This window comes from Streptomyces sp. NPDC048506 (genome assembly GCF_040651315.1).
In the GTDB taxonomy this organism is placed as follows: domain Bacteria; phylum Actinomycetota; class Actinomycetes; order Streptomycetales; family Streptomycetaceae; genus Streptomyces.
Map to the genome: position 1 here is coordinate 13,923 of NZ_JBEZIX010000040.1, position 18,537 is coordinate 32,459.

13 protein-coding genes and 1 tRNA gene are annotated in these 18,537 nt (G+C 69.0%); 10 read left to right on the forward strand and 4 right to left on the reverse strand.

Translation table 11 applies throughout. From position 1 onward, the window contains the following. Positions 1 to 2: 2 nt before the first annotated feature. Positions 3 to 2,741: a DNA polymerase I gene (polA, locus tag AB0C96_RS28720; protein ID WP_362921212.1), complete on the reverse strand. Its 2,739-nt coding sequence runs from the start codon at positions 2,739 to 2,741 to the stop codon at positions 3 to 5. Between the two features lie 365 nt (positions 2,742 to 3,106). Between polA and AB0C96_RS28725 the strand changes: the two genes are divergently transcribed. From AB0C96_RS28725 to AB0C96_RS28755, 7 genes are all read left to right on the forward strand, one after another. Next, complete coding sequence (locus AB0C96_RS28725) at positions 3,107 to 5,389, forward strand: FdhF/YdeP family oxidoreductase (RefSeq protein WP_362921213.1); 2,283 nt, start codon at positions 3,107 to 3,109, stop codon at positions 5,387 to 5,389. Positions 5,390 to 5,535: 146 nt separating this feature from the next. Next, on the forward strand, positions 5,536 to 6,009 hold the full coding sequence (locus AB0C96_RS28730; protein ID WP_362921215.1) for a PaaI family thioesterase: 474 nt from the start codon (positions 5,536 to 5,538) through the stop codon (positions 6,007 to 6,009). Positions 6,010 to 6,502: 493 nt separating this feature from the next. Then, positions 6,503 to 7,720 (forward strand): branched-chain amino acid ABC transporter substrate-binding protein, encoded by a 1,218-nt coding sequence (locus AB0C96_RS28735; protein ID WP_362921327.1) that lies wholly within the window; start codon positions 6,503 to 6,505, stop codon positions 7,718 to 7,720. Between the two features lie 195 nt (positions 7,721 to 7,915). Next, positions 7,916 to 8,845 carry a branched-chain amino acid ABC transporter permease gene (locus AB0C96_RS28740; protein ID WP_362921217.1) on the forward strand — a complete coding sequence of 310 codons (930 nt, stop codon included), beginning with the start codon at positions 7,916 to 7,918 and terminating at the stop codon, positions 8,843 to 8,845. 5 nt (positions 8,846 to 8,850) lie between these two features. Continuing rightward, entirely contained in the window at positions 8,851 to 10,647 is a 1,797-nt protein-coding gene (locus tag AB0C96_RS28745; RefSeq protein WP_362921219.1) for a branched-chain amino acid ABC transporter permease, read from the forward strand. 89 nt (positions 10,648 to 10,736) lie between these two features. Further along, the gene (locus tag AB0C96_RS28750) at positions 10,737 to 11,555 is read left to right on the forward strand and encodes an ABC transporter ATP-binding protein (RefSeq protein ID WP_362921329.1); all 819 of its coding nucleotides are present in this window, start codon (positions 10,737 to 10,739) and stop codon (positions 11,553 to 11,555) included. Further along, a complete protein-coding gene (locus tag AB0C96_RS28755; RefSeq protein WP_362921220.1) occupies positions 11,552 to 12,268 on the forward strand; it encodes an ABC transporter ATP-binding protein in 717 nt (238 codons plus the stop codon). The genes AB0C96_RS28750 and AB0C96_RS28755 overlap by 4 nt, the downstream gene beginning before the upstream one ends. Positions 12,269 to 12,355: 87 nt before the next feature. Here AB0C96_RS28755 and AB0C96_RS28760 read toward each other — a convergent pair whose 3' ends face one another. Next, the gene (locus tag AB0C96_RS28760) at positions 12,356 to 13,012 is read right to left on the reverse strand and encodes a response regulator (protein WP_362921222.1); all 657 of its coding nucleotides are present in this window, start codon (positions 13,010 to 13,012) and stop codon (positions 12,356 to 12,358) included. Positions 13,013 to 13,100: 88 nt separating this feature from the next. Here AB0C96_RS28760 and AB0C96_RS28765 point away from each other — a divergent pair. Together AB0C96_RS28765 and AB0C96_RS28770 are read left to right on the forward strand one after the other, a co-directional pair. Beyond that, positions 13,101 to 13,185, forward strand: a tRNA-Leu gene (locus tag AB0C96_RS28765). A gap of 83 nt (positions 13,186 to 13,268) precedes the next feature. Beyond that, a complete protein-coding gene (locus AB0C96_RS28770; protein ID WP_362921223.1) occupies positions 13,269 to 14,057 on the forward strand; it encodes a helix-turn-helix domain-containing protein in 789 nt (262 codons plus the stop codon). 56 nt (positions 14,058 to 14,113) lie between these two features. Here the strand turns inward: AB0C96_RS28770 and pyk are convergent, their stop codons facing one another. Both pyk and AB0C96_RS28780 read right to left on the reverse strand, forming a co-directional pair. Beyond that, a complete protein-coding gene (gene pyk / locus AB0C96_RS28775; RefSeq protein ID WP_362921224.1) occupies positions 14,114 to 15,550 on the reverse strand; it encodes a pyruvate kinase in 1,437 nt (478 codons plus the stop codon). 145 nt (positions 15,551 to 15,695) lie between these two features. Next, positions 15,696 to 16,451: an SIMPL domain-containing protein gene (locus AB0C96_RS28780; RefSeq protein ID WP_362921226.1), complete on the reverse strand. Its 756-nt coding sequence runs from the start codon at positions 16,449 to 16,451 to the stop codon at positions 15,696 to 15,698. A gap of 259 nt (positions 16,452 to 16,710) precedes the next feature. Here AB0C96_RS28780 and AB0C96_RS28785 point away from each other — a divergent pair, with 259 nt between their 5' ends. After that, positions 16,711 to 18,525, forward strand: a complete 1,815-nt coding sequence (locus AB0C96_RS28785; RefSeq protein WP_362921227.1) for a 5'-nucleotidase C-terminal domain-containing protein — start codon at positions 16,711 to 16,713, stop codon at positions 18,523 to 18,525. Positions 18,526 to 18,537: the final 12 nt, after the last annotated feature.

Sequence of the window (18,537 nt, forward strand, 5' to 3'; positions counted from 1 at the left end):
GGTCAGTGTGCTGCCGACTCCCAGTCCTCGCCGGAGCCGACGGAGACGTCGAGGGGGGCGCGGAGTTCGACGGCGGCGGCCATTTCGCGGCGGACGAGGTCTTCGACCTTGGTGCGTTCGCCGGGGGCGACCTCGACCACGATTTCGTCGTGGACTTGCAGCAGCAGCCGGGACTCCAGCTTCTCGGCGCGCAGTGCGGCGTCGACGCGGAGCATCGCGATCTTGACGATATCGGCGGCGGTGCCCTGGATGGGGGCGTTCAGCGCCATTCGTTCGGCCATTTCGCGGCGTTGGCGGTTGTCGCTGTTGAGGTCGGGGAGGTAGCGGCGGCGGCCGAGCATGGTCTCGGTGTAGCCGGTGGCGCGGGCCTCGTCGACGACGCGGCGGAGGTAGTCGCGGACGCCGCCGAACCGTTCGAAGTAGGTGTCCATGAGTTTGCGGGCCTCGTCGGGCTGGATGCCCAGCTGTTGGGAGAGGCCGAAGGCGGACAGGCCGTAGGCGAGGCCGTAGGACATCGCCTTGATCTTGCGGCGCATTTCGGCGTCGACGTCGTTCTTGGCGACGGAGAAGACCTGGGAGGCGACGGTGGTGTGGAGGTCCTCGCCGGAGGTGAAGGCCTCGATCAGGCCTTCGTCCTCGGAGAGGTGGGCCATGACGCGCAGTTCGATCTGGCTGTAGTCGGCGGTGAGCAGCGAGGCGTAGCCGTCGCCGACGACGAAACCGCGGCGGATGGCACGGCCTTCGTCGGTGCGGACCGGGATGTTCTGGAGGTTGGGGTCCGTGGAGGACAGTCGGCCGGTGGCGGCGACGGTCTGGTTGAAGGTGGTGTGGATCCGGCCGTCGGTGGCGATGGTCTTGATCAGGCCTTCGACGGTGGTGCGGAGTTTGGCCTGTTCCCGGTGCCGGAGCATGATCACCGGGAGTTCGTTGTCGGTCTGGGTGGCCAGCCAGGCGAGGGCGTCGGCGTCGGTGGTGTAGCCGGTCTTGGTCTTCTTGGTCTTGGGCAGGCCGAGTTCGCCGAAGAGGACTTCCTGTAGCTGCTTGGGCGAGCCGAGGTTGAACTCATGGCCGGCGGCGGCGTGTGCTTCCTGGACGGCCTGCTGGACGGCGCCGGCGAACTGCTGCTCCATGCGTTCCAGCCAGCCGCGGTCGGCGGCGATACCGGCGCGTTCCATCCGGGCGAGCAGGTGGCTGGTGGGGAGTTCGATGTCGCGGAGGAGTTCGGCGGCGCCGACCTCGGACAGTTTGGTTGCGAAGGCGGTGCCCAGGTCGAGGACGGTGCGGGCCTGTCCCATGAGGGCGTCGGCCTCGGCCTGTTCGTCGGCGCCGAACGCCAGCTGGCCGTCGGCGGCCGCGGCGGGGGCGAGGTCGCGGCCGAGGTACTCGATGGACAGGGCGTCGAGGGCGAAGGAGCGGCGGCCGGGCTTGACCAGGTATGCGGCCAGGGCGGTGTCCATGGTGACGCCGTCGATGTGCCAGCCGTGTTCGGCGAAGACGCGCATCAGGCCCTTGGCGTTGTGCAGCACCTTGGGGCGGTCGGGGTCGGCGGTCCAGGTGGCGAAGGCCTGCTCGTCGGCCTGGTCCAGCTGGGCGGGGTCGAACCAGACGGCGGGGCCGGCGGCGGTGGCGAGGGCGACTTCGGCGACGCTTCCGCTGCCCAGGCTCCAGGTGTCGACGGTGGCCATGCCGAGGGGACCGGTGCCGTGTTCGGCCAGCCAGGGGGCGAGCTCGCCGGTGCCGAGGACGGTGCCGTCGACCTCGACGCCGGCGGCGGGGGTGGGTTCGTCGGTGGTGTCGGCCGAGCCGGGGTCGACGGCGTGGAGCCGGTCGCGGAGGCCGGGGTTGCGGATCTCCAGGGCGTTGAGGAACGTCTTGAGGGCTTCGCGGTCGTAGGCCTCGCGGGTCAGGTCCTCGGGGCCGCAGGGCAGCGTGACGTCGCGCACCATTTCGGTGAGCCGGCGGTTGAGCTTGACGGCATCGAGGTGTTCGCGGAGGTTGGCGCCGGCCTTGCCCTTGACCTCGTCGGCGCGCTCCACGAGTTCCGCGAACGACCCGAACTGGGTGATCCACTTCGTGGCGGTCTTCTCGCCGACGCCGGGGATGCCCGGGAGGTTGTCGGACGGGTCGCCGCGCAGGGCGGCGAAGTCCGGGTACTGGGCGGGGGTGAGGCCGTACTTCTCGAAGACCTTTTCCGGGGTGAAGCGGGTCAGCTCGGAGACGCCCTTGGTGGGGTAGAGGACGGTGACGTCGTCGGAGACCAGCTGGAAGGAGTCGCGGTCGCCGGTGACGATGGAGACCCGGAAGCCGTGGGCGGTGGCCTGCTCGGTGAGGGTGGCGATGACGTCGTCGGCTTCGTAGCCCTCGACGGCGAAGCGCTTGACCCGCATCGTGTCGAGGAGCTCGCCGATCAGCTCGACCTGACCCTTGAATTCGTCGGGGGTCTTGGAGCGGTTCGCCTTGTAGTCGGCGTACTCCTCGGACCGCCAGGTCTTGCGTGAGACGTCGAACGCCACGGCGAAGTGCGTGGGCGCTTCGTCGCGGAGAGTGTTCGCGAGCATCGACGCGAAGCCGTAGATCGCATTGGTCGGTTGCCCTGTGACGGTGGTGAAGTTCTCCACGGGCAGGGCGAAGAACGCCCGGTATGCCATGGAATGCCCGTCCATCAGGAGCAGGTGGGGGCGGCCGCCCGCCGCCGCCTCGGTGCCGGTCGCTTCGCTCTTCTTCGCTGCCTTTGCTGCCACGCCCCCGATCCTGCCACGCCCCACTGACAATCCCCGCCGCGACCGCCCCGGCTCCCTCTCGCTCCGACGTCGCGCCCGCCCTGGCCCAGTCCGCCCCGATCCGGCCCACGCCCCGCCCCGGTCCGGTCCGTACCCCGCCCCGGTCCGGTCCGTACCCCGCCCCCGCTCCGCGTCGCGGCCCTCCTCCGCGGCCCTCCCCCGCGCCCCACACCCCGCGGTTCCCCGCGTTCCCCTGGGGCCCGTCCGCGCCCTCGCGATCTCCCCTACACCGCCGCGCCCGGTCCGTGACAGGATCGGATGCGTACGGCAACGATCCGCCGCGCCCGGCGGAGCGAGCACCAGCTCACGGCTCAAGGGAGAGCGCTATGGCAGGCAAGCCGCCCGCGACGGACCCCATCCAGGACGCGCCCCAGGTCAGCGCGCCCCAGCACGCCGCCGTCGGGCTGCCGGCCATCACCCACGCCCTGCGGATCTCCCAGCAGCAGATGGGTGTCCGCCGGACCGCCCTGACCCTGCTGCGCGTCAACCAGAAGGACGGCTTCGACTGCCCCGGCTGCGCCTGGCCGGAGCCGGACAAGCCGCACACCGCGGAGTTCTGCGAGAACGGCGCGAAGGCCGTCGCCGAAGAGGCCACCCTGCGCCGTGTCACCCCGGACTTCTTCGCCGCCCACTCCGTCGCCGACCTCGCCACCCGCAGCGGCTACTGGCTGGGCCAGCAGGGCCGCCTGACCCATCCCATGTACCTGGCCGAGGGCGCGGACCACTACGTACCCGTCCCCTGGGAGCGGGCCTTCGACCTCATCGGTGCGGAGCTGACCGCCCTCGACTCCCCCGACGAGGCCGTCTTCTACACCTCCGGGCGCACCAGCAACGAGGCCGCGTTCCTCTACCAGCTCTTCGCCCGTGAATTCGGCACCAACAACCTGCCCGACTGCTCGAACATGTGCCACGAGTCGTCGGGCTCCGCGCTGACGGAGACCATCGGCATCGGCAAGGGCAGCGTCCTGCTGGAGGACCTGTACAAGGCCGACCTGATCATCGTCGCCGGCCAGAACCCGGGGACGAACCACCCCCGGATGCTCACCGCCCTGGAGCGGGCCAAGGCCGGCGGAACGAAGGTCATCTCGATCAATCCGCTGCCCGAGGCCGGCCTGGAGCGCTTCAAGAACCCGCAGACCCCGCGCGGTCTGGCCGTCGGCACCGCCCTGACGGACCTCTTCCTCCAGGTGCGCCTCGGCGGCGACCAGGCGCTGTTCCGTGCCCTCAACCGCCGCATCCTCGACACTCCCGGCGCCGTCGACGAGGAGTTCGTCCGCGAACACACCCATGGCTTCGAGGAGTTCGCGCAGCTGACGCGGGCCGGTCAGGACGCGCAGGAGACGCTCGCCGCGACCGGGCTGACCACGGCGGAGATCGACCGCGCGCTGGAGATGGTCCTCGCCTCCCGGCGCACGATCGTGTGCTGGGCGATGGGCCTGACGCAGCACAAGCACTCCGTGGCGACCATCCAGGAGGTCGTCAACTTCCTTCTCCTGCGCGGCAACATCGGCCGTCCGGGGGCCGGTGTGTGCCCCGTGCGCGGGCACAGCAACGTCCAGGGCGACCGGACGATGGGCATCTTCGAGCGGCCCGCGTCCGCCTTCCTCGACGCACTGGAGAAGGAGTTCGGCTTCGCGCCGCCCCGGGAGCACGGCCTGGACGTGGTCCGTGCCATCCGGGCCCTGCGGGACGACGAGGCCAAGGTGTTCTTCGCGATGGGCGGCAACTTCGTCGCCGCGACGCCCGATACGGACGTCACCGAGGCCGCGATGCGCCGCGCCCGGCTGACCGTGCACGTGTCGACCAAGCTGAACCGTTCGCATGTGATCACCGGTGCCCGCGCCCTGATCCTGCCGACGCTGGGTCGTACGGAGCGCGATGTGCAGAGCGCCGGCGAGCAGTTCGTGACCGTGGAGGACTCCATGGGCATGGTGCACGCCTCCCGGGGGCGCCTGCGGCCCGCGAGCCCCCATCTGCTGTCCGAGACCGCGATCGTCGCCCGCCTCGCCCGCCGTGTCCTCGGCCCGGACAGCCGCACCCCGTGGGAGGAGTTCGAGAGGGACTACGCGACGATCCGCGACCGGATCGCCCGTGTCATCCCGGGCTTCGAGGACTTCAACGCCAGGGTGGCGCGCCCCGGTGGCTTCGCCCTGCCGCATGCGCCCCGGGACAGCCGTCGCTTCCCCACCGCCACCGGGAAGGCCAACTTCACCGCCGCACCGGTCACCTACCCCACCGTCCCCGAGGGGCGGTTGCTGTTGCAGACGCTGCGCTCGCACGACCAGTACAACACCACCATCTACGGCCTGGACGACCGCTACCGCGGCATCAAGAACGGGCGTCGGGTCGTCCTCGTGCACCCCGAGGACGCCCGTGAACGGGGCCTGGCCGACGGCGCGTACGCGGACCTCGTCAGCGAGTGGACCGACGGCAGCGAGCGGCGCGCGCAGGGCTTCCGCGTGGTGCACTACCCCACGACCCGTGGCTGTGCGGCCGCGTACTACCCCGAGACCAACGTCCTCATCCCGCTGGACCACACCGCCGACACCAGCAACACCCCGGCGGCGAAGTCCGTGGTGATCCGTCTGGAGAGCGCGGAGCGGGACTGACCCCGGGAGCGCCGGCGGGCCGGCGGGCCAGTGACGGAACGCGCCACCCCGGGCTGAGCGCCCGCTCAGCGGCCTGATAGGAACAGGCACGGATCGATGACGATCACAGGCGCGACGATCACGCGCGAGCGAACGGAGCCGTAGGCATGGGTGAGCACAGCACCACGAAGTTTCCGCAGGAGATCCTCGACCAGTGGGCCGGGCTCGGCCTGGACCTGCCCGCCCTCTTCTCCGCCGGTCACCTCGGCGAGCGGATGAGCGTCCAGGTCGTCGAGGCCGCGCCGGACCGCGTCGTCGGCACCATGCCCGTCGAGGGCAACACCCAGCCCTACGGGCTGCTGCACGGCGGCGCCTCGGCCGTGTTGGCCGAGACCCTCGGCTCCGTCGGCTCGATGCTGCACGGCGGCCCCACCAAGGTCGCCGTCGGCGTCGACCTCAACTGCACGCACCACCGCGGCGTTCGCTCCGGTCTGGTCACCGGTGTCGCCACCCCCGTGCACCGCGGCCGTTCCACCGCCACCTACGAGGTCGTGATCACCGACGAGCACGACAAGCGGGTCTGCACCGCCCGCCTGACCTGCATGCTGCGCGACGCGCCCACCGATGCCTACCGCGCCTGACCGAAACGGAGCGGCTCCGACCGCTCGTCGTCACGGCCCCGCCCCGGTCACCGGAGCGGGGCCGTTCGCATGCCTGTAACTCTGAGTAACTTCCGTGCAATACCGCCCCAATCCCGTGCCCCGGCCCCGCGCGCGACGCGACGCTCTCGCCCCCACCGCATCCGATGCGCATCCGATAAGCGGACGCCGCCCCGCCGCCGCCCGGCCGAACCGCCCGTGGAAGTGCGCGTTCAACCTCCGTACCGCGTTCGCTCCCAGGTGTAAGGACCATAACCAAAAAACGGTCATCGCCGGTCATAACAAGAGCGTCACATCCTGCTCAGCGCATCTGCCGACGCGAGGAACACCGCTCTAGAGTCACCGCCAGTCACCGCGCCGCCGGGCGCGCTGTGAGCTCGGACACCGGTACCACCCCGCACAGCCCGGCGCGCGAATCGGCCATGCGACAGCCGTGGCCGCGCCAGGGAAAGGACTGATCGTGCGTCACCGTTCCTTGCTCATCATCACCACCGCAGTCGCCACCGGCGCCCTCACGCTCTCCGCGTGCGGCTCCCGCGGCGAGGACAACAAGAGCGGCGGAAAGACCACCGTCGTCATCGGCCTGGACGCCCCCACCACCGGCGAGCTCTCCGCGCTCGGCCTGGGCATCCGCAACTCCGCCCAGCTCGCCGTCGACACCGCCAACAAGACCGGTGAGGTCAAGGGCGTCACCTTCAAACTCGAAGCCCTCGACGACAAGGCGCTGCCGAACGTCGGCCAGCAGAACGCCACCAAGCTCGCCGGCGACAAGGACGTCCTCGGCATCGTCGGCCCGCTCAATTCCGGCGTCGCCCAGTCCATGCAGCAGGTCTCCAAGCAGAACAACGTCACGCTGATATCCCCGGCGAACACCACGCCCGACCTCACCCAGGGCCCCGACTGGAAGAAGAACAAGCGGGTCCGGCAGTTCGACACCTACTTCCGGACCGCCACCACCGACGAGGTGCAGGGCGCCTTCGACGGCCAGTACGCCTGGGAGAAGATGAAGGTCAAGAAGGCCTACGTCATCGACGACCAGAAGACCTACGGCGTCGGTCTCGCCTCCTCCTTCAAGGACCAGTTCACCAAGCTCGGCGGCAAGATCGCCGGCACCGAGCACGTCAGCCCCGACGACCGTGACTTCAAGGCCGTCGTCTCCAAGGTCAAGTCCGCCAAGCCCGACCTGGTCTTCTACGGCGGCGAGTACCCCGCGTCCGGCCCGCTCAGCCAGCAGCTCAAGGACGGCGGCGTCACCGTTCCCCTGATGGGCGGCGACGGCATGTACAGCGGCGACTACATCAAGCTCAACAAGAAGGCGCAGGGCGACTACGCCTCCTCCGTCGGCAAGCCCGTCGAGGAACTCCCCTCCGCCAAGAAGTTCATCGCCGACTACCAGGCGGCCGGCTTCAAGGAGCCCTACGAGGCGTACGGCGGCTCCACCTACGACGCCACCTGGTCCGTCATCCAGGCCGTCAAGGCGGTCGTCGACGGCAACGGCGGCAAGCTCCCCGACGACGCCCGCAAGAAGGTCGTCGAGGCCATGAACAAGGTCACCTTCGACGGCGTCACCGGCAAGGTCGCCTTCGACAAGTTCGGCGACACCACCAACACCACGATCACCGCGTATCAGGTCGACAAGGGCGCCTGGGCCTCCCGATTCAGCGCCGAATTCAAGAAGTTCGACAAGAGCTGACCGACCGGAAGAACAACATCACCGACGCACCGGGCCGCGCCAGGACGCCACGAACGACCCTGGCGCGGCCCGTGGCACACCGGGACACGGGACACCCCGCGAACCCGCCCGTACGGGAGCCCCGGCTCCCAGCAGGGGAGCTGCGACTCCCGGCAGTACTGGACCCCTCTTCTCCCACGCAACGGAGGCCCTGCGGTGAGCGAACTGCCGCAACAGCTGGCCAACGGACTCATCCTCGGCGCGATGTACGGACTCATCGCGATCGGCTACACGATGGTCTACGGAATCGTCCAGCTCATCAACTTCGCCCACGGCGAGATCTTCATGGTCGGTGGCTTCGGGGCGCTCAGCGTCTACCTCGCCCTCCCCGCCGGCACCTCACTCGCCCTCGCCCTGCCGATCATGCTCCTCGGCGGCATCGCGGTATCCGTCCTCGTCGGCATCGCCGCCGAACGCTTCGCCTACCGCCCCCTGCGCGGCGCCCCCCGCCTCGCCCCCCTGATCACCGCCATCGGCCTGTCCATCGCCCTCCAGCAAGCCATCTGGAAGTGGTACCCCGACGGCAAACAGGCCCGTGTCTTCCCCCAGTTCAAGGGCCACGCCTTCGACATCCTCGGCGCCACCGTGCAGCGCGGCGACCTCTTCGTCCTCGTCGCCGCCCCGGTCTGCATGATCGCCCTCGGCTTCTTCGTCGCCAAGACCCGCAGCGGACGCGCCATGCAGGCCACCGCGCAGGACCCCGACACCGCCAAGCTGATGGGCATCAACACCGACCGCATCATCGTCCTCGCCTTCGCCATCGGCGCCGCGTTCGCCGGCGTCGCCGCCGTCGCCTACGGACTGCGCACCGGTGAGGTCCAGTTCCGCATGGGCTTCATCATGGGCCTCAAGGCCTTCACCGCGGCCGTCCTCGGCGGCATCGGCAACATCTACGGCGCCATGCTCGGCGGCGTCGTCCTCGGCATCGCCGAAGCCCTCGCCACCGCCTACATCGAAGAGATCCCCGGCATGCAGCAGTTCGGCGGCGGAGCCTGGAAGGACGTCTGGGCCTTCGTCCTCCTCATCCTCGTACTCCTCCTGCGGCCACAAGGCCTGCTGGGCGAACGCGTCGCGGATCGGGCGTGATACCGATGACCACCGAAAACACCACCACCGGCGCCCGCGGCCTGCTCCCGGTGCCCGAACGCGCCGCCCGCCTCACCACCGCCGCCGGCGCCCTCGCCAGCGCCGTCTCCACCGGCCTCGCCTGGACCTGGAGCAGCGACTTCCCCGGCGACCTCACCTACTACGGATCCCCCGCCGGCCTACAGATCCTCACCCTCGTCGGCGGCGTCCTCACCCTCCTCCTGGCCGCAGCCGGACTCGGCCTGCGCGGGCTGCAATGGCTCACCCCCGCCGGGCGCAACGCCCCCACCCTGCTCGCGGCGCTGGCCACCTTCGCCGCGACCTGGTTCACCCTCGGCGCCATCGCCGTCCAACTCGGCGGACTCGTCAACCTCGAACCCGGCGGATTCGTCGCCGGCGTCGCCGCACTGATCACCCTCCTCGGCGCCCTCGCGCTGCCCTCCGACCAGCCCGGCGACCCGGCCTCCACCGGCCCGTGGCAGCGCTTCACCGCCGCCCTCGCCGCCAGCCCCGTACGGCGCCGCACCCGCGAACTGCCGTCCTGGGCCGAGATCCTGATCATCGCCGCCGCGTTCGCCGTCGGCCTGCTCGCCTTCACCTACGGCATCGACACCGACGACGGCGCCCCCTTCGTCGGCTACCTGATCTTCGTCGTGCTCGCCATCCCCGCGCTGCACCGCACCGGGTTGATCGCCCGCCTCACCCAGCTCACCCACGCGCACCGCAGCGTCGCCCTCACCGCGGCCTTCGCCGCGGCCGCCTGCTTCCCCTTCACCCAGGACACCGACCAGTACACGATCATCGGCGCGAACATCCTGATCTTCGCGACCGTCGCCCTGGGCCTCAACGTCGTCGTCGGCCTCGCCGGCCTCCTCGACCTCGGGTACGTCGCCTTCCTCGGCGTCGGCGCCTACGCCGCCGCGCTGGTCTCCGGCTCCCCCGAATCCTCCCTCGGCTTCCACTTCCCCTTCTGGGCCGCCCTCCTCACCGGGGCCGCCGCCTCCCTCGTCTTCGGCGTCCTCATCGGGGCCCCCACCCTCCGGCTACGCGGCGACTACCTCGCGATCGTCACGCTCGGCTTCGGTGAGATCTTCCGCATCGCGATGCTGAACCTCAACGGCACCACCGGCCCCGATGTCACCAACGGCGCCATGGGCATCCCCAACATCCCCAACCTCGAAATTTTCGGCTTCAACTTCGGCGAGTCCCACGACATCCTCGGCATCCCCATCGCCACCTACGGCAACTACTACCTGCTGATGATCCTCGTGACGGCCTTCGTCGTCCTCGTCTTCCGGCGCGCCGCGGCCTCCCGCATCGGCCGCGCCTGGATCGCCATCCGCGAAGACGAAACCGCCGCCATCGCCATGGGCATCAACAGCTTCCGGCTGCGGCTGCTCGCCTTCGCCCTCGGCGCCGCCCTCGCCGGCCTCGCCGGCACCGTCCACGCCCACGTCGTGACCACCGCCACCCCCGAACAGTTCCAGTTCGCCGGGCCCCAGCCGCCCAACTCCGCGTTCCTCCTGGCCGCCGTCATCCTCGGCGGCATGGGCACCCTCAGCGGACCCCTCGTCGGCGCCGCCCTCCTCTTCCTCATCCCCGCCAAGCTCGACTTCCTCCAGGACTACCAACTCCTGCTGTTCGGCGTGGCCCTCGTCCTCCTCATGCGCTTCCGGCCCGAAGGCCTCATCCCCGACCGCCGCAAGCAACTCGAATTCCACGAAACCGGCCAACTCGACGTGCCCGACCAGCGCCTACCGGACACCGACGCCACCCTCGGCGTCACCAAGGCAAAGGCGTGACGACCATGACCACACCACCCACCATCGCACCCGCCACTGACAACGCCGCCACCGGCAACGACACCGCCCTTCGCGCCGACGGCGTCACCATGCGGTTCGGCGGACTCACCGCCGTACGCGGCGTCGACCTCACCGTCAACACCGGCGAAATCGTCGGCCTCATCGGCCCCAACGGCGCCGGGAAGACCACCTTCTTCAACTGCCTCACCGGCCTCTACACCCCCACCGAAGGCACCGTTAGCTACCGAGGCACCCGCCTCTCCCGCAAACCCCACCTCGTCACCCAGGCCGGCATCGCCCGCACCTTCCAGAACATCCGCCTCTTCGCCAACATGACCGTCCTCGAAAACGTCCTCGTCGGACGCCACACCCGCACCAAAGAAGGACTCTGGTCAGCCCTCCTCCGCGGCCCCGGCTTCAAGAAGGCCGAACGCACCAGCGAAGAACGCGCCATGGAGCTCCTCGAATTCACCGGCCTCGCCCACAAACGCGACCACCTCGCCCGCAACCTCCCCTACGGCGAACAGCGCAAGCTCGAAATCGCCCGCGCCCTCGCCAGCGAACCCGGGCTGCTCCTCCTCGACGAGCCCACCGCGGGGATGAACCCCCAGGAAACCCGCGCCACCCAGGACCTCGTCCTGGCCATCCGCGCACAGGGCACCGCCGTGCTCGTCATCGAGCACGACATGCGCTTCATCTTCAACCTCTGCGACCGCGTCGCCGTCCTCGTCCAAGGCCAGAAACTCATCGAAGGCACCCCGGACATCGTCCAGGCCGACGAACGCGTCATCGCCGCATACCTCGGCACCCCCGTCGAGGACACCGCGACGGCACCGGCAGAAACCCCCGAACCACCCCCTGCCGGCGCAGACACCGCCGAGCCCGCAGAGACCGGAGACACCCCATGACCGCACTGCTCGAAGTCGAGGACCTGCGCGTCGCCTACGGCAAGATCGAAGCCGTCAAGGGCATCTCATTCTCCGTCGAAGCAGGCCAGGCCGTCACCCTCATCGGCACCAACGGCGCCGGCAAGACCACCACCCTGCGCACCCTCTCCGGCCTCCTCAAGCCCCTCGCCGGAAAGATCACCTTCGACGGAGCACCGCTCAACGGCGTCCCCGCCCACAAGATCGTCGAACGCGGCCTCGCCCACTCCCCCGAAGGCCGCCGCCTCTTCCCCCGCCTCACCATCGCCGAAAACCTCCAGCTGGGCGCGTTCCTCCGCAAGGACACCGCCGGCATCGACGCCGACATCCAACGCGTCTACGACCTCTTCCCCATCCTCGGCGAACGCCGCAAACAAGCCTCCGGAACCCTCTCCGGCGGCGAACAACAGATGCTCGCCATGGGCCGCGCCCTGATGTCCCGCCCCAAACTCCTCATGCTCGACGAACCCTCCATGGGCCTCTCGCCGATCATGATGCAGAAGATCATGGAGACCATCCGGGAACTCCGTTCCCAGGGCACGACCATCCTCCTCGTGGAACAGAACGCCCAGGCCGCCCTCTCCCTCGCCGACCACGCCCACGTCATGGAGATCGGCCGCATCTCCCTCTCCGGCACCGGCGAATCCCTCCTCCACGACGAATCCGTCCGCAAGGCCTACCTCGGCGAGGACTGACCCATCCGGAACACTCCCCGCACGACAGCGGCCCCGCACCGACAACCATCGGTACGGGGCCGCTCACACGCGGTACGGAGCCGCCGGCTAGTCCTTCTTCTTCTGCTGCTTCTTCTCCGCGGCGTCCTCGATGACCGCCTCGGCAACCTGCTGCATCGACAGCCGCCGGTCCATCGAGGTCTTCTGGATCCACCGGAACGCCGCCGGCTCCGTCAGCCCGTACTGCGTCTGGAGAATGCTCTTCGCGCGGTCCACCAACTTCCGCGTCTCCAACCGCTGGGTGAGGTCCGCGACCTCCTTCTCCAGCGCCCTCAGCTCCGTGAACCGGCTGACCGCCATCTCGATCGCCGGCACCACGTCGCTCTTCGAGAACGGCTTGACCAGGTACGCCATCGCCCCCGCGTCCCGCGCCCGCTCCACGAGCTCACGCTGCGAGAACGCGGTCAGCATCAGCACCGGCGCGATGCTCTCCTCGGCGATCTTCTCGGCCGCGGAGATACCGTCCAGCACCGGCATCTTCACGTCCAGGATCACCAGGTCGGGACGGTGCTCCCGGGCCATCTCCACCGCGGTCTGCCCGTCGCCGGCCTCGCCGACGACGGTGTAGCCCTCCTCCTCCAGCATCTCTTTGAGATCGAGACGGATGAGGGCCTCGTCCTCGGCGATCACGACGCGCGTGGTCAGCGGCGGGACGTGCGACTGGTCGTCATCGGCGACGGGCTGCTCGGGCTCGGCGGCGCTCACGGGACTCCTCGTTCCTGGCAGGTGGTGCCATTGCAGCCTACCCAGAGGCGGCCACGGCGGCGCACACGGTAGGGTGTCTCTGCAACCGGCCCGGTTGGTGGAACTGGTCAGACACGCGGCGCTCAAACCGCCGTGCCCCTTGGGGCATGTGGGTTCGAATCCCACACCGGGCACTTCCCAGGAAGCGGAATCCCACCTTCGCATGGTTCTCGCGAGTATCGCCGCGCGAACACGGTGCGTCACTCACAGTGAAGTCATGATCTTCCATGGCACTGACGTACGACAAAGGGCGGTCGCCCGGCTCCGTGCCGGGGCGAGAAACGCGGACGTAGCCCGGGAATTCGCCATCCCACTCGGCACCATCAGCTACTGGCGCCACGTGGACCGCGCCAAACGAGGAGAGTGTCCGGGCGCCCACAACCCGAAGTGTCCCCGATGCGACGGGCGTGAACTGGACCCGGCGGCGTACTCCTATCTCCTGGCCCTCTACCTCGGCGACGGCCACATCATCCAGTACTCGGGCCACCGCGTGCCCAGCCTCATGATCGCGTGCGGCGACGCCTGGCCCGGACTCATGGACGCCTGTGAGGCCGCCATGCGCGCTGTGTTCCCGGACAACTCCGTGTGCCGGGTGCGCAGGACCGGCTGCCACAACGTGAAGGTCTACTCGAAGCACTTATGGTGCATGTTCCCTCAGCACGGCGAGGGCAAGAAGCACGAGCGGTCGATCGTTCTGGAACCCTGGCAGCAAACCATCGTCGACGCCCACCCCTGGGAATTCATCCGCGGGCTCATCCACTCCGACGGCTGCCGGATCACCAACTGGACGACGAAGCTGGTGGGCGGTGAGCGCAAGCGGTACGAGTACCCGCGGTACTTGTTCACCAACAAGTCTGCGGACATTCGACAGCTCTACTCGGAAGCACTGGACAAGGTCGATGTCGACTGGAGGGTCACCCGACGGGGGTCCGATCCCTACAACATCTCCGTGGCCAAACGCGCCTCCGTCGCCCTCATGGACCAACACATCGGGCCGAAGTACTGACAGGGGCGGCAGTCAGTTCCTCGGCCCAGCGGGTCTGGTGCGGGTGTGGCCAGGTGTTACTTGGGGGTGTCGTCCTCGCCGATGTGGTGGACGCGGACGAGGTTGGTGGAGCCGGGGACGCCGGGCGGGGATCCGGCGGTGATGATGACGACGTCGCCCTTCTGGCAGCGGCCGATCTTCAGGAGCTGCTCGTCGACCTGGGCGACCATCTCGTCGGTGGAGTTGACGGTGGGGCCGAGGAAGGTTTCCACGCCCCAGCTGACGTTGAGCTGGGAGCGGGTGGCGGGGTCGGGGGTGAAGGCGAGGAGGGGGATGGGTGAGCGGTAGCGGGAGAGGCGGCGGACGGTGTCGCCGGACTGGGTGAAGGCGACGAGGAACTTGGCGCCGAGGAAGTCGCCCATTTCGGCCGCGGCGCGGGCGACGGCGCCGCCCTGGGTGCGGGGCTTGCTGGTCTCGGTGAGCGGCGGGAGGCCCTTGGCGAGGATGTCCTCCTCGGCGGCCTCGACGATGCGGCTCATCGTCTTGACGGTTTCGGTGGGGTACTTGCCGACGCTGGTCTCGCCGGAGAGCATCACGGCGTCGGTGCCGTCGATGACGGCGTTGGCGACGTCGGAGGCCTCGGCGCGGGTGGGACGGGAGTTGTCGATCATCGAGTCGAGCATCTGGGTGGCGACGATGACCGGCTTGGCGTTGCGCTTGGCGAGCTTGATGGCGCGCTTCTGGACGATCGGGACGGTTTCCAGGGGCATTTCGACGCCGAGGTCGCCGCGGGCGACCATGATGCCGTCGAAGGCGGCGACGATGTCGTGGATGTTCTCGACGGCCTGGGGCTTTTCGACCTTGGCGATGACGGGGAGGAAGCGTCCTTCCTCGCGCATGATGCGGTGGACGTCGTCGATGTCGCGGCCGCTGCGGACGAAGGACAGGGCGATGATGTCGGCGCCGTAGCGCAGGGCCCAGCGGAGGTCGTCCTGGTCCTTTTCGGAGAGGGCGGGGACGGAGACGGCGACGCCGGGGAGGTTGAGGCCCTTGTGGTCGGAGACCATCCCGCCTTCGATGACCTTGGTGTGGACGCGGGGGCCTTCGACGGCGGTGACCTCCAGGGTGACCTTGCCGTCGTCGACGAGGATGCGTTCGCCGGTGGTGACGTCGGCGGCGAGGCCGTGGTAGGTGGTGCCGCAGAGGTGGCGGTCGCCTTCGACGGACGGTTCGACGGTGATGGTGAACACGTCGTCGCGTTCGAGAAGTACGGGACCTTCACGGAATCGGCCCAGGCGAATCTTCGGGCCTTGAAGGTCGGCGAGGATGCCGACGCTGCGGCGGGTCTCTTCGGATGCTTTGCGGACCCGGTCGAATCGCGCTTCGTGGTCGGCGTAGGTGCCGTGGCTGAGGTTGAAGCGGGCGATGTCCATTCCGGCGTCGACGAGGGCTTTGATCTGCTCGTACGAGTCGGTGGCGGGTCCCAGTGTGCAGACGATCTTTGCTCGGCGCATGTTTCGACCCTATGACTTACCGGGCGGTAGGGAACTGTAAAGAAGTGACTGCTCAACGAGCGCTTGGTGAAAGGCTGTTGACAAGTATTGGAATGCGCGCGAAGGCGCTCCGATGAGCGGAATTTCGCCCTCGCGCGGCGCGGTCTCAGAGTGCGGGACGGGTCATCGTAAAGCGCGCATTGACGTTGGCGTAGACGGTCTGGCGCTGGGGTTCGAGGTCGAGGGCGGGGGCGGCCTCCTGGACGGCGGCGCGGCCGTAGCCGGCGAAGCCGCGCATCCCGGGGGCGGCGGCGGGGGCGTTGTTCTCGGCGCCGAGGTCGGCGATTTCGAGGACGGCGTCGAGGCGGGCGCCGAGCGCTTCGGCGTACTCGCGGGCGCGTTGGACGGCTTCGTGGACGGCCTGGGTGCGGGCGGCACGGTGGGCGGGTGAGTCGGGGCGGAGGGCCCACCAGGGGCCGTCGACGCGGGTGAGGTCGAGGTCGGCGAGGCGGGTGGTGAGTTCGCCGAGGGTGGTGAAGTCGTTGAGGGTGGCGGTGTGGGTGACGCGTCCGTGGTAGGCGTGGATGCGCTCGTGGCGGCCCTTCTCGGTGAGTTGGGGGGTGAGGCTGAAGGCGCCGGTCTCCAGTTTTTCGATGGCGTCGCCGTAGCTCTTGATGAGGGTGAGGGCCTGTTCGTTGCGGCGGGTGAGGTCGGTGAGGGCGGTGGTTCGGTCGGTGCCGCGGGCGCTGATGGTGACGGTGATGCGGGCGATCTCGGGGTCGACTTCGAGACGGGCTTCGCCGCGTACGGCGAGGCGGGGGGTGTCGGGGGTGCCGTAGGGGAGGGCGGGGGTGGCGGGTGTGGTGGGGGTGGTGTCGACGGGGGTGTCTTCGATGGGGGCGTCGTGGGTCGGGTCGGTCATGGGTGGCTCCTCGGGTGTGGGTGGCGGAAGGGTTGCACATCAGGGAGGGACAGGGTGGGAAGTGGGGCGCGGGGCAGGGTGGGAAGTGGGGCGCGGGGCAGGGTGGGAAGTGGCAGCGCGGGGTGGGGTGAGGAATGGCGAGGCGGCGGGGGCGGGGTGGGTGTGAGGGGTGTTGCGGGCGGGGTGGCTGCGCCAGAATCTACGCGCGTTGCCGCGGGTGTGCGGCGGCTCTTGTCCGCATCGTTCCAAGGGAGTTGGCATGTCGCTCGACCGTAGGAAGTTCGTGGGAGGTTCCGTGGTGACGGGGGCCGGGGTGGCGCTCGCGGGGGCGCCGGCGGCGGAGGCGGTGGCGGCCGTCCGGGTGCCGGACGGACGTGGGCACGGTCACCGGCACGAGCGGTACGCCTTCACGGTCATGGGCACGACGGATCTGCACGGCAACGTCTTCAACTGGGACTACGCCACGGACGCGGAGTTCGACGATGCGGACCACAACGACGTGGGTCTGGCGAAGATTTCGACGCTGGTGTCCGGTGTGCGGCGGGAGAAGGGCCGGCACAACACGCTGCTGATCGATGCCGGTGACACCATTCAGGGCACGCAGCTGGCGTATTACTACGCGAAGGTGGATCCGATCACGGATCCGCACGGTCCGGTGCATCCGATGGCGCGGGCGATGAATGCGATCGGCTATGACGCGGCGGCGCTGGGGAATCACGAGTTCAATTACGGGATTCCGGTGCTGCGGAAGTTCGAGGAGAGTTGCGATTTTCCGCTGCTGGGTGCGAACGCGGTGGATGCGAAGTCGCTGCGGCCGGCTTTCCGTCCGTATGTAATGAAGCGGTTGCGCTCACCGCACGGGCGGGAGGTGCGGGTGGCGGTGCTGGGTTTGACGAATCCGGGGATCGCGCTGTGGGACCGGGCTCATGTGCAGGGGAAGCTGGCGTTTCCGGGGCTGGTGGAACAGGCGGCGAAGTGGGTGCCGAAGCTGCGGTCGATGGGCGCGGACGTGGTGGTCGTGGCGGCGCATTCGGGGATGAGCGGGTCGTCGTCGTACGGGGATCAGTTGCCCTATGTGGAGAATGCGGCGGCGTTGGTGGCGGAGCAGGTGCCGGGGATCGACGCGATATTGGTGGGGCATGCGCATGTGGAGGTGCCGGAGCGGCGGGTGGTGAACAAGGCGACGGGCCGGGAGGTGGTGCTGTCGGAGCCGTTGAAGTGGGGGCAGCGGTTGACGCTCTTCGATGTGGTGGTGGAGTGGCGTCGGGGGCGTTGGGAGGTGGATTCGGTCGGTTCGCGGGTCCTGAATGCAAACACGGTGGCGGAGGATGCGCGGATCACGGGTTTGCTGCGGGCGGAGCACCGGAAGGTCGTGGCGTATGTGAATCGGGTGATCGGCTGGTCGAAGGCGGAGATGACGGCGGCCGAGGCGCCGGTGAAGGACGCGCCGATACTGGACTTCATCGCCTTTGTGCAGGCGGAGGTGGTTCGTAGGGCGCTGGCCGGTTCGGAGTTCGCGGCGTTGCCGGTGCTGTCGCAGGCGTCGTGTTTTTCGCGTACGGCACGGGTTCCGGAGGGGGATGTGACGATCCGGTCGATGGCGGCGTTGTATCCGTTCGACAACACGCTGGAGGCACGGGTGTTGACCGGTGCTCAGTTGCGCGACTATCTGGAGTTTTCGGCGCGGTATTACGTGCGGACGACTTCTGGGGGCCCGGTGGATCCGTCCGGGATAACGAATGCGGACGGTACGCCGGATTACAACTATGACGTGGTGCGCGGGGTGTCGTACGAGATCGATATTGCGCAGCCGGCGGGTCGGCGGATCGGGAAGCTGATGTTCGGGGGGAAGCCGGTGGATGATGCGGCGCGGTTCGTGCTGGCGGTGAACAACTACCGCGCGAGTGGTGGCGGGAATTTCCCGCATGTGGCGAAGGCGCAGCAGGTGTGGTCGACGTCGGACGAGATCCGGAACCTGATCATCGGGTGGGTGCAGGAGGCGAAGGTGATCGACGGTGCGGAGTTTGCGTCGGCGGACTGGCGGTTGACGCGGGACGGTGTGCCGGTGTTCTGAGCCGGGGTGGTC